This is a genomic window from Caldalkalibacillus salinus, assembly GCF_016745835.1.
Classification (GTDB): Bacteria; Bacillota; Bacilli; order Caldalkalibacillales; family JCM-10596; genus Caldalkalibacillus_A; species Caldalkalibacillus_A salinus.
In genome coordinates, this window is sequence record NZ_JAERVL010000006.1 from 1 (window position 1) to 14,968 (window position 14,968).

A 14,968-nucleotide genomic window follows, 5' to 3' on the forward strand; every position below is an offset into this window, starting at 1 on the left:
TCTGTCAAATAATGAATAGACTTTTATGCAACGCTAGTGATTTAATATAATCGTTTTTCTCTCCGCTGAATTGGTCAAAATCTCAGTATTCACCACGACAAGGGCCAATAAAATCATAAACCAATATTCAAAGCTAGAGCGAACAGCAGCAACCTGCCATCGTTTATTATATCCTTTTTTCCGATAGTTAATGAAGGTGCACGCTATGATCACAGCCCAAAGAATATGTAAGCTAGACAGAGTGAAAACACCACCACTTCCTGCGAGGTCTCCTATATTTTGAGGCACTAATTGCACAAGGAATTCGTTAAACGATGTCCTTGAGCTATAAAAGTAAACAAAAGCACCATAAAGTATGGGCAGACCCACGATGGAGACCGAAAGCAGCGATGACCGTTTTAACACACAATGGTATAACCCATAACAGATGAGCAAACACATCAAAGGAGCGGTGACAAAGTAAGACTGATACTGGGCATTAATGAGTAAAACGGGACCAATAGACCCAGCAATGAGACAAATCAACCAAATCAGAGACTCCTTGGTGATATGCTGCTTGTACACAGAATTGAAATGACTTTTGACTTCATTCTGTAATAAATCTTCCGCTCCAAATTGTGCCATCGCTTTCTTAGTCGCTTCCTTTTCACTTAATTCTTCTGCTTGCATCAAGTGTTGTTTGCTTTCTTCAAGGTGCTGTAGCCACTCTTCTCTTAGATCTTGCTTTTCCTGTGTATCTAAGGCCAAATCACCAAGTATACGTTCGATGTAGGTGTGAAAGTCTGTCACCGATTGCTTAGCCAATGGGCTCACCTACCATTCGATTGACCACTTTTTGAAAGGTACTCCACTCTTCTCTACGGTCTCTGAGTGCGCTTTTACCTGTTTTAGTGATACTATAGTACTTGCGTCGTGGACCGTCATTAGACTGTTGCCAATAGCTTTCGACCCATCCATGTGTCTCTAAGCGTTTAAGGGTGGGATATAACGTCCCTTCTTTAAAGCGTAGGAACCCCTCCGACTCTTCATCAATCTTCCTAGCTATTTCATAGCCATACATCGTCTTGTCTTCTAGTAATGATAATAAGATCATTTCGGTACTGCCCTTTACTAATTCTGTTTTACCCACGAAGCATCACCTCACTATATCGTCATGCAACATAGTCTATATCGTATCACGATGTAGCGACAAGAGCAAGGCTTTATATGCTTTCCCAGGCATATTAAGTCTGCTTTTACTCAATTCACTCAATTCGAGAGGAGAGGCGTAGTTGCAAATTCTTTTTGATCGGCTCTTTGCTGATCATCCCCCCACGGAGGGTGATGTAATAGATTTCACCCGCTTCGACTTCGAAGCTTAGCATCTGTGTGGGTCTCCCTGCGCTTACGCCTGTTCTAGTGATCAGTTCTCGATTCTCGCCGTACAGGGAGATTTCTGCGTCTCCATTTTGCCCATCAATAAGCTCTATATTAAGCTTAAATAGCCCTTCCTCCTTACTTTTTAAAATAAAACTCTTATCATAAAATTTCTCATGCACCTCTGTTTGAGTGGATTGGCGAATATTAGGCGAGACATCAATGGTTTCACCAACTGGAAACGTATCAGCCTTTTCTACCAACCGATTACCAATTTCGGGAGTGCGGTCGTAAAGAATATCTTCTTCGATCGTGTCTAATACATTAGACATGAATTGCTGATCGGTGATGAGCTTATATCCCACAAATAGGACCATGGGCGTCACTGTTAAGAGTAAAATGGGTTTTCTTAGGTGCTGATGTTTCCCAATATAATAGACAATAAAAAAATAAAGGCCAAACAAAGGTAACCCTATCACAGCGACAAAGGCAGGGATCAATACGTCCACTTCCTCGAAAACAGAGAAGGCGTAGACCAACCATCCCACGAAGACGTTGAGTAATCCCATACCGGTGATATAACCTAGACGCATCTTAAATCCTCCTTCGGGATGTTTCCTACCATTCTAACCTCTTAACAACACACACACCAGTCTAATTTAAGACAAAAGAGTAGATAACATGGTTCATTAAAGCTTAAGAAAAGAAAAACGGTGACTTATCTATTACGTTCTTGGGTATAAAATCATCATTAAACATTGACAGATGGAAGCCTATGAGAACATAATATATAAAACGTAAGGTAAACCTAGATGAAAATCTTAAACATATACAAATAAACGATGATGAGACGAGTAAATAAATGGACCATGTCAGAGAGTGGAACTCATAGGCTGAGAAGTTCCTCATGCAAAGTTTATTGAACCTATCTCTGAGTTGTTGGCATAATAAAGCCAAACGCGAGCCCAGCGTTAAAGGGTAAAGTGGAGGGGTACTCTTGCTAAAGCGGTTTAAAACGCTATATTCAAATATTCAAGTTCAAGAGTATAACTCAACAAAGGTGGTACCGCGGAGTTCTCCGTCCTTTACAGGATGGAGGACTTTTTTGTTTTTGAATATTTAGGAGTGGTGGAACACAGATGAATAAAAAAAGAATTGTCGTTAAGATTGGGAGCAGTTCACTAACCAATACGAGCGGGGGACTGTCCCTAGAAAAATTACACGATCATACTGAAGCACTGGCCAAGCTGATGAACAACGGTCATGAGGTGGTACTGATCTCCTCTGGAGCTGTGGCTGCAGGATTCACCTCTCTTGGCTATCCGAGTCGCCCCGTCACAGTGGTGGGTAAACAGGCAGCAGCAGCAGTGGGCCAAGGATTGTTAATGCAAGGTTATACCGAACGATTGGCGCAACACGGTATCACAACAGCTCAGCTACTACTCACGCGGCAGGATCTGATGAAAAAGGAGCATTATCATAACGTCTATTCAACGTTAAGCGAACTGATCCAACGTCGCGTCCTTCCGATTATCAACGAGAACGATTCTGTATCCGTAGAAGAACTGACTTTCGGAGATAACGACATGCTTTCAGCTTTAGTGAGCGGTTTTATTCATGCAGACATGTTGATGATGTTGACGGATGTAGATGGCATATATGACCAGAATCCTGCTCACCCAGAAGCTCGTCGTTTTCACTATATTGACCATGTGACAGATGAATTGCTAAATATCACGAGCGAGAACGGGTCAAAAGTCGGGACTGGCGGAATGAAATCTAAACTCAAGGCGGCCCAGACGGCCACGTCACTCAGTGTGAAAACCTTCATTGGTACAGGACAAGGTGCACAGAAACTCACGAATATCCTAGAAGGTAAAGGCGAAGGCACGTATATATACGACAAGTCTGGAACCGATCTTAAGAACCACAAACAATGGATTGCTTATCATTCTCAATCAAGTGGTCACATCGTCATCGATTCTGGCGCTGTCGAAGCGATCATGAAACACAGTAAAAGCATATTACCCGTGGGTGTGTCAGACGTTCAGGGCTCGTTTTTACAAGGAGATGTGGTTGACGTATTGAACCCTAGGGGGGAACTTATTGCTAAAGGGATGGTCCATTATACTGCCCAAGGCTTAAGAGACATCATGGGGAAACCCAGTTATGATATACAATCGCATGACCCGTTCAAAGCCGAAGTTATACACAGAGACCACTTAGTATTAATTAAGAAAGGAATGAATGTGACATGAGTGACCTAACGAAGCAGAGTGAAACGGTTGAAAAAGCGAAAAGTGCCTATCAAGCTTCACGCGCCCTATCCCAGCTCGAAGCAGAACAGAAAAACAAAGCCTTAACAGCGATGGCGGCAGCACTGAGAGAAAACACAGACTGGTTAATTGACGAGAACCGAAAGGACGTACAGTCAGGTAAGCAGAAGGATTTATCGTCATCCTTACTGGACCGATTGACACTTAATCAAAACCGGATCGATGATATGGCCACAGGGTTGGAACAGATCGCTGGATTAAGAAATCCCATTGGCGAGACACTTGAACAGTGGAGCAGACCTAATGGCCTGAACATTGAAAAAGTACGTGTCCCTCTAGGTGTTGTGGGTATCATTTATGAAGCACGACCTAATGTTACGGTTGATGCTACCGGTCTTTGCTTAAAAACGGGCAATGCTGTTGTCCTTCGTGGGAGCTCATCCGCTCTTCATTCAAACAAGGCCATTGTTTCCGTATTACATGAAGCCCTAGAACAAGTCGGCCTCCCACCTCAAGCCGTTCAGCTTGTTGAGGATACCACCCGTCAAGGCGCACAGGACATGTTCCGCTTAAAAGAGTATTTGGATGTCCTTATTCCGCGGGGCGGCGCATCGTTAATTGAGAGAGTCGTACAGGAGGCCACTGTCCCCGTCTTAGAAACGGGTGTCGGTAACTGTCATGTGTACATTGATGAAACTGCAAAGCCAGAACTCGCGATCGGAGTGACAGTCAACGCTAAAACACAACGCCCATCCGTATGTAACGCTGCAGAAACGATTATCGTTCATCACAGTTGGGCACAGAAGCACGGGGATGCTCTCATCACTGCTCTACAAGATAAAGGCGTTGAGATGAGAGGGGATAACGAAGCCCAATCCCTCTTTCCATCCATATCAGGCGCAACAGAGGAAGACTGGCATACAGAATACCTAGACGATATTGTAGCCTTAAAAATCGTACATTCAACACAAGAAGCGATTGAACATATTCAATACTATGGCACGAAACACTCCGAAGCTATATTGTCTGAAACGGAAGATAATGTTTGTCTCTTTCTTAATAGCGTCGACGCATCGACTGTCTATCATAATGCATCGACCCGTTTTACAGACGGTTTCGAATTCGGGTTTGGAGCAGAAATCGGGATCAGTACACAAAAGTTACACGCACGTGGCCCCATGGGACTTGAAGCGCTTTCTACAACCAAATACGTTGTGCGCGGGTCGGGGCAAATGAAGTAAAGAGCTTGGATATAAGTCAGTGTAAGAGGCAGCGTCAGTAGGTTTAAGCCAGTGTCTGGACACTGGCTTACTTCTATTTTGTTGTTCCTATCTGTCTCAACCGCATTAACAATTGGGAGAACCCTCTTGCTTGTAATAATAGGAACGACTCGCTGTATGTGTGTTTTGCTCTAGAGGGTGGTTTTGCGTTATATCTTTTTTTAGCAGTCCGTATACCACATAGTCAACGTAATGGTCATAAAGCCATTCTCCCTCTCTCGTGATACCTTCCTGTGTAAACCCTAAGCGTTCGGGGATGGCCCGGCTTCGAGTGTTACCTTCTGCACATTGAATCGTGATACGATTCATATTCAGTTCATCTAAGGCATAACGGATCAAGGCTTTTGTTGCTCTGGTCATGATCCCGTTGCCCTCATACTCTTTTCCTAGCCAATAGCCGATCGTTGTTTTCCTGTTTGCTCGATCTATATCGTGAAAACCTATGACACCAACAAGTTCTCCCCGCCACCAAATGCCGACATCAAGACCGGTGCTTGATGCAAATTTTTCCCTAGTCAGCCTAATAAAAGTGTCAGAGTCTTCCTGTTGTTGCGTTCCGTCGACCCAAGGAAGCCACTCCCTTAAGTGTTTACGATTGCGGTCGATGAGCTGAAAAAGTGGTTGGGCATGATTAAGCTCTAGGAGTCTGAGTTCTAGTTCATGATCGATTGTAAATTTGAACATATATGTACCTCCTTCTCCCCCTTCAAAGAGTTAAAGATTTAAGCCTTGCCTTTGTTTACGTGTGTTTGGCCCAAAAGTTGCAAAAAAAAGAGAGAAAGAGCTTCAGTGAAACCCTTCTCTCTTTAAAGATAATGTATTTTTAATCGATGATGCCCGCGGCCTTTAAAACATCTCCATTGATATCATAGTCCTGCTTAATGATCTCATAAAAATCTTCAGGACCTGCATAACTTGTTGACACACCTAAGTTTTCGAAAGTCTCGATAACCTGTTCATCTTCTAACACTTCTTTAAAGACGTCATGCAAAATTTGAACAACTTCATCAGGAGTATCTTCTGGCGCTACTAAGCCAGTCCAAACGTCTGACTGGACATCCACCCCTTTTTCTGTAAGAAGCGGCACGTCCGCCAACTCCTCAGGTTTAAAAGTGCCTGTGTTCACAATCGGGCGGAGTTCCCCTGACTGAATGTGAGGAAGAGCCTCCGTTGTTTGTACGAGAGCACCTTCCACATGACCCCCTAGTAACGCCGATAAAGCTGGAGCTCCACCTTCAAATGGTACGTGCGTTAATTCTGCTCCTGTCTCAGCCGTAAATGCTTCCATTGAGATATGTTGTGTAAGACCTGCGCCAGAGGTTCCGTAAGAGAATGCTTCTGGATTGTTACTCACATACTCAAACCACTCGTCATAATCTTCCCATGGTGCATCAGCCTGTACGACCAAAACATTCGGTGTTCCGACAACCTGTAGAATAGGCTTTAGAGTATCAGGGTTGTACGCAGTGTTATCTGTATGCGGTTTGATCGTCATCGGACCAGATGTTGTCATACCGATGGTGTAGCCATCCGGCTTAGCAGAAGAGGCTTCTGTTGTTCCGACAACACCTCCCCCTCCAGCTTTATTAATAACGTTCACTTCTACTTCATTCGGCATATATTGAGACGCCACAGACGCTAGTGCCCTTGCTGAAGTATCCGTTGTCCCACCCGGCGCATAAGGAACGATAATATCAATAGATCTTTCAGGAAAGTCCGCCGCAGTTTCATTGGATGTACTCTCGCTTTGGCATCCGGCCGCAAACACTAACATCATAGCAAATAATATCATCATTTTTTTCATCAATGCTTTCATCCCCTTTTTTTAGTATTAGTTCTCATGAGTCTATACTAGTGATGACCATTTAGTGTTCTTTGTAACATTGTGTCAATTAAGATTTGAGATCTGATTCCATAGATGGTTTTGCCTTGTAGATGTACCATGCTTTCTTTAATAGTGGGAAGATAAAAGTTGTGATGGCGATTAACAAAAATGTGGCTGTGATTGGACGAGTCATAAATACGCTTAAATCTCCACCAGATCCAATTAATGCACGTCGTAAGTTAGCTTCAATGATAGGGCCGAGAATAATACCTAAGATTAATGGCGGGAGTGGGAAATCAAACTTCTCTAATAGATAGCCAATGACCCCAAAGACTAGGGCAACCCATACATCAAAAAGATTATTCGATAGTGAGTAACTTCCTATAAAGCACAACGTGACCACGATTGGTAAGAGAATATTTTTGGGGACGTCTACAATCTTCCCAACGTAACGTACTGCAAATAAGCCGATGAGAAGCATAAAGATATTGGCTATAATTAACGTCCCGAAAAGGCTATAAACAAGGTCTTGTTCTTGTTGGAACAAGAGCGGACCGGGTGTCAATCCTTGAATTAAAAGACCACCAAAAATAACGGCCGTCACCACATCACCAGGAATACCCAACGTTAATAAAGGAATGAGGGCCCCACCTGTCACGGCATTATTTGCTGTTTCAGTTGCAATAACCCCCTCTGGTGTCCCATTGCCGTATTGAGCCTTCTTCTCTGGTTTTTTAAAGCGCTTTGACTCGTTATAACTGACAAAAGTCGCAATGGACGTCCCAGTTCCTGGGATAATACCGACAAAGGTCCCGATGATAGCTGAGCGCAAAAATTCAAACCAGTTTGACATGACCTCTTTGATCGCAAGCTTATGTCTACGATATTTTACTTTCTGGTGTGCTGACTTCATCTTAGTTTCTACTTCTTTAATGACTTGAGAGACAGCAAATAACCCTATTAAAGCAGCAATAAATGATACGCCACTCGATAGATTAGAGCTCCCAAAGGTAAAACGCATGACCCCACCGATCGGGTCCATACCGATAGTTGAGATCAAAAGACCTATGCCTGCCACAATGAGTCCTTTAGTGACGTTTTTGCCCGACACGGTACCCACGATACTTAAACCAAAAACAGCTAGGGCAAAAAACTCAGCGGGTCCAAATTGTAAAGCGGCATTTGCTAGTTGTGGGGCAATAAGGATGAGAATGATACAACTGATAGTCCCACCAATAAAAGAGCTCACTGTAGCATAGTTAAGCGCTTTACCAGCTTCCCCGTTTTGGGCCATAGGATAGCCATCTAGCAAAGTCGCTGCAGCTGAAGGCGTCCCAGGGGTACGGATGAGTATGGCCGTAATTGCCCCCCCATACATACCGCCTAGATAAATCCCAAGTAGCATGCTGATACCGGCTAATTCGGGGAGTGCAAATGTATAGGGAATGAGTAATGCAATCCCCATTGTGGCTGTTAGTCCAGGAATCGCACTAAAAACGATTCCTAGTAGGACGCCCATAAACACTAGAACTAAAATTTGAGGCTGTAAAATTTGTGTTAACACTTGTTCCAACTAGATAACCTCCTCTCTATCATGGCATGGGTACATTGAGCATCCAGTCAAAGACAACAAAAATAATAAGTACTGAGACTAACGGAACTGAAATGAGTATTTTATAATTACGAACACCTAGCAAAGCTAACAGCAAAGAAATAAAAATTAACGTACTCAACTGATAACCTATTATTTCTAGACCAAACACATAGCCAATCATATTGGCAATAAGGAGCATAACCGAACCCATATTTGAATCGCCTGCACTCATTTGTTTATGATTGCTCAAAGTGATTGTCAGTATTTGAAGTATACAAAGTAAAATAATAAAATAAAGGATTAACTTCGGGAAAAAAGCAGGGCCTAATTCTACTGCACCTGTAGGTTCAGGTAGTTCCTTGACAAAGTAAAGCATCAGCCCACTAAAAGCTATGATGATCGCCTGAACACTCAATTCTTTCTTCACTCACCAGCACCTCCTAAGCACTGTTCTTTAGCAGTTCTCGCAGTATGCCGTAAACTAATGTACTTCTTTCTGCAATACTGTCTACCCATACGTACTCCTCAGGGGCATGGGCAAATCCACCATAGGCCCCTAGACCATCTAATACAGGTATGCCTGTTTGGGCTGCATAATTACCGTCACTGCCACCACCAACGAGTGTATCTTCTATCTTTAACTCCAAATCGTCCGCCACTTTCTGAGCAAGACTTAACAGTTTGAATGTTTGTTCTGTCTTTAGTAGAGGTGGACGGTACACGCTCCCGTGGATTTTGAGTTGTGTTCGCTGATTTTTCACCTGTAAATTTTTAAACGCTCGTTCCACCCGTATTCCCTCATCCGGCTCTAAAATACGAACATCGATTTTGGTAGAAGCATAAGCAGGGACAACATTGAATAAATCGCCACCTCTTATTTCTCCCGTGTTAATCGTGGTCCCCCTACTATGGTCGGCAAGTTTCACAATCTGTGTAATCTGGTAAGCCAGTTCCTCTATGGCGTTCGCCCCATCCTGTGGATTTAACCCAGCATGGGCAGAGATACCCAGTACCTCTAGACTGAAGTTGCCCCCACCCTTTCTCGCTGATTTGAGTTTCCCATCGTTTGTGGCAGGTTCAAGGACTAGAACGGCCTCACTTTGTTGTGCTTCCGCTAGTACAACATGCTGCCCAGTTGGGCTGCCAATCTCCTCGTCAGATGTTAATAACCAAACAATCTTCACTTTATTAAGATCATGGCTGTTATGCTGCAGTAATAGTTGAAAAAGATGATAGACCATAACATAGCTTTGTTTGATGTCGAGCACACCGGGACCCATCGCTTTTCCTTCATTGATCCAAAAAGGCATTTGTTTTAAAGTTCCCTTAGGGTACACAGTATCTAGATGACTTAAGAGCAGAATTTTCTTGCCTCCATGACCAAGTTGGATACGTAAATGATCGCCTTGCTCAACCTCCATTATCCGTTCGGTTTTGACAGGAAAAGCATCACTGAATACATCAATAATATCTTTTCCTAAACGATCAACCCCTTCTTTATCGTGGGAGTAAGATTCAATTTGCACAAAGCGTTCGAGTAAGTGCAAAGCATTATCATTATTCTTTTTTAGGGCGTCTAAGATTGTTTTATCCATGTATGATCTACCTTTACTTTTCTAGTTTTAACCGTGCCAAAGGTCTGGCCATAAGGCCGTTTCCATGGGATTTGCTATCCCATAAAACGACCACCATTCACATCTAGAACCGCTCCTGTGACATACTTAGATTCACTAGAGGCTAAGAACAGTGCTGCATCAGCTATGTCCTCTTTTTCACCTAACTTGTTTAAAGGAATCTCGCTCAGGACACTATGTCTATTTTCTTCTGTGTTTTCTTCATAGAAGAGATGGTGCATCCGTTCTCCACTAATAATTAAACCTGGGGCGATGGCGTTAACGTGAATCCCGTCTGGCCCAACTTCTTTCGCTAATCGCCTGGTAAAAGAGATAATACCTCCTTTAGCTGCAGCGTAGGCGACACCTGTCACAAGGCTAGCTGTTCGCCCACCAATAGATGACATGTTGATGATGCGACCACCACCATTTTCCTTCATGTATTTGACAGCTGTTTGAGAGGCGAGAAACGTTCCCTTAAGGTTGACGTTTAGCACTTTATCCCAATCTTCTTCCTCAATGTCCTCCAACACTCTAGGGGTTCTGAGGCTACCACCTGCATTGTTAACGAGAATGTCTATAGACCCTTGTTTCTGAACGATTTGCTCAATCATCGCCTTTACTTGGGTTTTATTAGAGATATCACCAACAGCATAGTCTACTTCAAATTCCTGTAATCCTTTCGCAGTCTCTTTGACTAAGGTATCATTCATATCATTGAGGACCACTTTGGCCCCTTCCTTGGCAAACTTGTGAGCAATTTCTCTACCTAGTCCCCCTGCAGCCCCTGTTACAAGTGCTACTTTTTGATCAAGTTTCCCCACCAGATTCACCTCACGTTTCCTTGATAATGTTTATTCCGACCCTACGACTGTCGTTAATATCTAAACCTCAAGCGTAATGTGACCGCTTTCAATTGTGACGTTATAAGTCATAACCTTTACATTTTCAGGATCGAAAAGAGAACACCCAGTCTTGATATCAAATTCCCAGCTGTGCCAAGGACACTTGAGTATTTCTCCTGCTTTTTCTAGCGTGTACTCCCCCGGCTCCGTTGCTGTACATGTGCCATCTAAGGAACCCTTTGAGAGTGCTGGACCTTTATGCGGACATACATTACGTAGGGCATACACGTCTCCGCTGGATGACCGAATGACAACGATTGGCTTTTTATTCACTGTGACTTCTTTCATTTCTCCATGCTTCAACTCATCTTCCCTGCAAACGGTGTATTTCAAAGTGTTTCACACTCCTTCTATCATTTACAGTCATTGTTCAAGAACACTATAGCTTGTACAGTTCTTTCGCATTCTTATATAAGATTTTTTCCTTTAACCCTTGAGGTATTTTAGGAGGTAATGTCCGCTTTGGAGAATCAAAGTCCCAATGGGGGTAATCGGTGGAGAACATGAGCATATCCTCCGATCCCATCATATCGACAATGTTGAGGAAGTGGTCGACAGATAGATCATGCCAAGGTTGAGTACAGAACTTTAAGTTTTCCCTAAAATAATCACTTGGCATTCGTTTTACCCACGGTGTTTCCTGTCTTAATCCTTTGTATGCCGCGTCCATGCGATTCATCATAAAGGGCACCCATTCGAAACCACCTTCAATCATAGCGACCTTCAAGTCTGGGAACTTATCAAAAACACCGTTAGTAATGAGACTGATGACCTGTGTCATGTATGCTTGGGGATGAGCAGAACGCCAAGCCACATAGTAGCGCAGGAAATCACCCCCTTGGAATGAAATATCTGCTGAAAGATGCATCCCAATAGCTAGACCTTGACGATGAGCAGCTTCAAATATGGGATGATAGTAAGGGTCACCCCAAGCAAAATTACCCACTGACATCATGACTTGAACCATTTGTGGGTGAGACCCTACACGCTCAATCTCTTTTACTGCTTCCTTAGGATCGCTAGGGATGGTCACTGAGCCCCGTAATCGTTCATCCTTTTCTAACCACTCATGTATGGTGTAATCGTTATAAGCGGCTGCACGTGCAGCCGCAAACTCAAACCAACCGTTAGCCACTGTAGCTTCATGGAACCAACCCCCAAGAATGGCAAAAGTAATCTCTTGTTCGTCTAGCAGTTGCTCCTTCAAAAGTTGAAAATCAGAGCCAGGTTCCCTACGTTCTCCACCAAACGTGTCAGCGCGATACTTTGTTCCCTGACGAACCTGGTGAAACGGGACCGTTTTGATTGGTTTCCACCCGTAATCAGTGATATATCTTTTCCAATGATCGTTCAGATAAGGGAGTAAATCATGAACGGAACTAATATTATGGTGTACATCCGTATCAATAACGTCTAGCTTCTTCCTTCTACTAGTTGTGTGATCTTGTGCATTGGCTTTGACTTCTACTGCCATCCTCAATCCCACCTTTCTTTTTTTCTGGTGACTAAGCTTCAAGTGGACTGATTTTCAATGCTTTCGCCATTTCATTTATCTTGTTAAAGGTTTTCTCTTCCATAGGGATACCCTGCTCTTTATTTCGTTTTTCCTTCAAGAATTCAATTTCCCCAGGTAAGTAGATTTGGTTGGCCCCTTCTGCTTTTTTAGACTCTTTAATATAAGAAACAAGTTGTTTCATACTCTCATAATAGAGCTCTAATGAAATCAGTTGCTTGATATCAATCGTTAACATAAAATGTGAGATGGACTGCTTCTGACTAACGTCGTACATAGACGGGATCATTTTGGAGAAATGCCCGCCAGACAGTACACCCGTTAATACTTCAGCCATTACAGCTAAGCCAAAACCTTTGGGTCCCCCAACTGGAGAAAGAAATCCTCCGTTAATAATCTGATCAGGATCAGTTGTAGAGCGCCCCTTCTCATCAACGCCCCATCCTTCCGGTACCTCTTGCCCTTTTTCCTTCGCGAAAAGAACCTTACCAAATGATGTGTTACTGAGCGCCATATCAAGTACCATGGGGTCTGTTTCTCCTGTCGGCGCTGCAATGGAGAGTGGGTTATTCCCTATCACCTTTTCTGCACCTCCTACAGCTGGCATAAGCGGAGACACGTTACTAATAACAATCCCAATCTTATCTTGTTGTGCCGCCATGAGTGAGTAATAGGCAGAAATGCCAAAGTGATTACTATTTTTGACCGCCACTACCCCGATTCCTGACTGTTCTGCCTTTTCAATTGATTTCTGCATTGCTTGATAGGCCACCACTTGTCCGGCTGAATAATGCCCGTCCAAAACGGCAAGGACATCGTTCTCATTGCTCTCTGTAATCTTAGCCTGGTTACGTATAAGCTCTTTCTGAATCCGCTCTACATAAATCGGTAATCGCAGAAACCCGTGGCTATGAATTTCTCTAAGGTCCGCTTCTAGTAATGCCTCAGTAATAATACTTGCCTCGTTTTCAGGCATATCTAGCTGGGTTAGGCACGTATTTGAGAACTGCCGAATATGATCTATATCGATGTACATGGGAAACTCCTTTCTGTGTTCATAGTCTTTATACACTCTCTACAGGGTTAGATAGCTTACCAATGCCATCAATCTCAATTACAACCTCATCCCCGGGCTTCATTGGGCCAACACCAGATGGCGTCCCTGTCATAATCAAATCCCCCGGTTCTAACGTCATAACTTCAGTGACCTTGACGAGTAAGTTCTCGATATCATGAATCAAGTCATTTGTATTAGAGTCCTGTCTCACTTCCCCATTCACTGTCAGCTTTATCCCCGCGTGGTTCGGGTCAATATCTGTTTCAACGACAGGCCCTACTGGCTTATAGGTGGTGAAGGACTTTGCACGTGTAAATTGGCCGTCCTTCTTTTGTAGATCTCGATCGGATACATCGTTGGCACACGTATATCCAAAGACATACTCTAGTGCATTCTCCCTCGTTAAGTCTTTTGCTGTTTTTCCAATGACAATGGCAAGCTCAGCCTCATGGTCGATACGATGCTCAAGATTTGGTAGTTTAATAGATTCACCGTCGCTAATGACAGCTGTCGGTGAGACCATGAACATCATGGGTTCTTCAGGTATGGCTTTACCTTGTTCCTTTGCATGAAGGACATAATTCAGCCCGATTGCCACAATTTGCCTTGGCTCTACCGGGGAGAGTAGCTCCACATTGGATAAAGGATATGTTTGATCCCGTTCTTTCGTTGCTGCATCAAGAAAATTCCCGTCCAATTCTCGGATCACGTCACCTTCAAGTTTCCCGTATTTCACTGAATTGTTTTTTTCAAATCGAACGTATTTCATATCGCTTCCTCCAAATTCAAATTATTTTTCTTGAGTAGTAAGTAAATGGTCAAGGTAGTTGTAAAATTCCCATTGTGTCATTCTCAGTACTTCTTTACCTGCTCGCGTTTTATGGTTAATCATACGGCTCTCTGCTAGCATGCTATCTTTTTTAACTAAAGCCTCAAAAATTGCTTCATGCTCCTTGATAGACTGGGTAATATGTTCATCGTTCTCCTTAAACAAAGACGGATAACGCCGCGTATTACTCCACAGTTCTCTTATTGTACGAATAAGTAGTTTGTTATCGCAGGCATTGTAAATGGTGTCATGAAAGGCAATATTTAATGTTTCAAATTGCTCATAATCTTTGAGCTCGAATGCTCTTTTAGACTCTTCTATCATCCGTTGAAGTTCATTAAAATCATCTTCCTGCAAATGTTCAGTGGCTAACCTAGTAGCCAACCCTTCTAGTTCTACGCGTAATTCAAAGATGTCTTGTATGTCTTTTGCCGATAGCGTACTGACAACTGCCCCTGTATGAGGCTTGAATTCTATGAGATTATCTGAATCTAGATGGCGAATCGCTTCCCTGACCGGTATTTCACTGCTATTAAACCGCTGTGCAAGTCGACTAATGACAAGCTTTTCGCCAAATTCGTACTCCCCATTAAGGATCTCTTCCTTAATGGTTTGGTAGATCATTTCGGTTTTTGTACGATATGCTTGCAAATAACGTAACCCTCCTTAGAAAACGCTTTCATATATCATATATGATATAGGATATATGACACGACATTT

16 protein-coding genes and 1 other annotated feature are annotated in these 14,968 nt (G+C 43.1%); of the genes, 2 read left to right on the forward strand and 14 right to left on the reverse strand.

What is annotated here, in order from left to right:
- Positions 1–33: 33 nt before the first annotated feature.
- The 3 genes from JKM87_RS05910 to JKM87_RS05920 all read right to left on the reverse strand — a co-directional run bounded on the left by JKM87_RS05910 (position 34) and on the right by JKM87_RS05920 (position 1,949).
- A complete protein-coding gene (locus JKM87_RS05910) occupies positions 34–804 on the reverse strand; it encodes a permease prefix domain 1-containing protein (protein ID WP_202079014.1) in 771 nt (256 codons plus the stop codon).
- Complete coding sequence (locus JKM87_RS05915) at positions 797–1,129, reverse strand: PadR family transcriptional regulator (RefSeq protein ID WP_336885138.1); 333 nt, start codon at positions 1,127–1,129, stop codon at positions 797–799. The genes JKM87_RS05910 and JKM87_RS05915 overlap by 8 nt, the downstream gene beginning before the upstream one ends.
- Before the next feature lie 115 nt (positions 1,130–1,244).
- Positions 1,245–1,949: a hypothetical protein gene (locus JKM87_RS05920; protein ID WP_202079016.1), complete on the reverse strand. Its 705-nt coding sequence runs from the start codon at positions 1,947–1,949 to the stop codon at positions 1,245–1,247.
- A gap of 240 nt (positions 1,950–2,189) precedes the next feature.
- Positions 2,190–2,445: a binding site (T-box leader), on the forward strand.
- A gap of 50 nt (positions 2,446–2,495) precedes the next feature.
- Here JKM87_RS05920 and proB point away from each other — a divergent pair.
- Both proB and JKM87_RS05930 read left to right on the forward strand, forming a co-directional pair.
- Positions 2,496–3,614, forward strand: a complete 1,119-nt coding sequence (proB, locus tag JKM87_RS05925; protein WP_202079018.1) for a glutamate 5-kinase — start codon at positions 2,496–2,498, stop codon at positions 3,612–3,614.
- Positions 3,611–4,873: a glutamate-5-semialdehyde dehydrogenase gene (locus JKM87_RS05930; RefSeq protein ID WP_202079020.1), complete on the forward strand. Its 1,263-nt coding sequence runs from the start codon at positions 3,611–3,613 to the stop codon at positions 4,871–4,873. The genes proB and JKM87_RS05930 overlap by 4 nt, the downstream gene beginning before the upstream one ends.
- A gap of 105 nt (positions 4,874–4,978) precedes the next feature.
- Here JKM87_RS05930 and JKM87_RS05935 read toward each other — a convergent pair whose 3' ends face one another.
- The 11 genes from JKM87_RS05935 to JKM87_RS05985 form a co-directional block, all read right to left on the reverse strand.
- Positions 4,979–5,596, reverse strand: coding sequence for a GNAT family N-acetyltransferase (locus JKM87_RS05935; protein WP_202079022.1), 618 nt, complete (start codon positions 5,594–5,596; stop codon positions 4,979–4,981).
- Between the two features lie 139 nt (positions 5,597–5,735).
- On the reverse strand, positions 5,736–6,704 hold the full coding sequence (locus tag JKM87_RS05940) for a Bug family tripartite tricarboxylate transporter substrate binding protein (protein ID WP_202079024.1): 969 nt from the start codon (positions 6,702–6,704) through the stop codon (positions 5,736–5,738).
- A gap of 100 nt (positions 6,705–6,804) precedes the next feature.
- Positions 6,805–8,301 (reverse strand): tripartite tricarboxylate transporter permease, encoded by a 1,497-nt coding sequence (locus tag JKM87_RS05945; RefSeq protein WP_336885145.1) that lies wholly within the window; start codon positions 8,299–8,301, stop codon positions 6,805–6,807.
- A 28-nt stretch (positions 8,302–8,329) separates the two neighbouring features.
- Entirely contained in the window at positions 8,330–8,758 is a 429-nt protein-coding gene (locus JKM87_RS05950; RefSeq protein ID WP_202079026.1) for a tripartite tricarboxylate transporter TctB family protein, read from the reverse strand.
- 13 nt (positions 8,759–8,771) lie between these two features.
- Entirely contained in the window at positions 8,772–9,926 is a 1,155-nt protein-coding gene (locus JKM87_RS05955; protein WP_202079028.1) for a M20 family metallopeptidase, read from the reverse strand.
- Between the two features lie 74 nt (positions 9,927–10,000).
- Positions 10,001–10,768: a glucose 1-dehydrogenase gene (locus JKM87_RS05960; RefSeq protein ID WP_202079030.1), complete on the reverse strand. Its 768-nt coding sequence runs from the start codon at positions 10,766–10,768 to the stop codon at positions 10,001–10,003.
- A gap of 60 nt (positions 10,769–10,828) precedes the next feature.
- On the reverse strand, positions 10,829–11,182 hold the full coding sequence (locus JKM87_RS05965) for a Rieske (2Fe-2S) protein (protein WP_202079032.1): 354 nt from the start codon (positions 11,180–11,182) through the stop codon (positions 10,829–10,831).
- 46 nt (positions 11,183–11,228) lie between these two features.
- Positions 11,229–12,323 (reverse strand): amidohydrolase family protein, encoded by a 1,095-nt coding sequence (locus JKM87_RS05970; protein ID WP_202079034.1) that lies wholly within the window; start codon positions 12,321–12,323, stop codon positions 11,229–11,231.
- A 31-nt stretch (positions 12,324–12,354) separates the two neighbouring features.
- Positions 12,355–13,398: an Ldh family oxidoreductase gene (locus JKM87_RS05975; RefSeq protein WP_202079036.1), complete on the reverse strand. Its 1,044-nt coding sequence runs from the start codon at positions 13,396–13,398 to the stop codon at positions 12,355–12,357.
- A 28-nt stretch (positions 13,399–13,426) separates the two neighbouring features.
- Entirely contained in the window at positions 13,427–14,188 is a 762-nt protein-coding gene (locus tag JKM87_RS05980) for a fumarylacetoacetate hydrolase family protein (RefSeq protein ID WP_202079038.1), read from the reverse strand.
- Between the two features lie 21 nt (positions 14,189–14,209).
- Positions 14,210–14,899: a GntR family transcriptional regulator gene (locus tag JKM87_RS05985; RefSeq protein WP_202079040.1), complete on the reverse strand. Its 690-nt coding sequence runs from the start codon at positions 14,897–14,899 to the stop codon at positions 14,210–14,212.
- Between the last annotated feature and the right edge of the window lie 69 nt (positions 14,900–14,968).

Bases quoted from the DNA above. Each gene is read 5' to 3' on its own strand.
- JKM87_RS05920 (WP_202079016.1), bottom strand. From the start codon at position 1,949: ATGCGTCTAGGTTATATCACCGGTATGGGATTACTCAACGTCTTCGTG.
- proB (WP_202079018.1), top strand. From the start codon at position 2,496: ATGAATAAAAAAAGAATTGTCGTTAAGATTGGGAGCAGTTCACTAACC.
- JKM87_RS05930 (WP_202079020.1), top strand. From the start codon at position 3,611: ATGAGTGACCTAACGAAGCAGAGTGAAACGGTTGAAAAAGCGAAAAGT.
- JKM87_RS05935 (WP_202079022.1), bottom strand. From the start codon at position 5,596: ATGTTCAAATTTACAATCGATCATGAACTAGAACTCAGACTCCTAGAG.
- JKM87_RS05940 (WP_202079024.1), bottom strand. From the start codon at position 6,704: ATGATATTATTTGCTATGATGTTAGTGTTTGCGGCCGGATGCCAAAGC.
- JKM87_RS05955 (WP_202079028.1), bottom strand. From the start codon at position 9,926: ATGGATAAAACAATCTTAGACGCCCTAAAAAAGAATAATGATAATGCT.
- JKM87_RS05970 (WP_202079034.1), bottom strand. From the start codon at position 12,323: ATGGCAGTAGAAGTCAAAGCCAATGCACAAGATCACACAACTAGTAGA.
- JKM87_RS05975 (WP_202079036.1), bottom strand. From the start codon at position 13,398: ATGTACATCGATATAGATCATATTCGGCAGTTCTCAAATACGTGCCTA.
- JKM87_RS05980 (WP_202079038.1), bottom strand. From the start codon at position 14,188: ATGAAATACGTTCGATTTGAAAAAAACAATTCAGTGAAATACGGGAAA.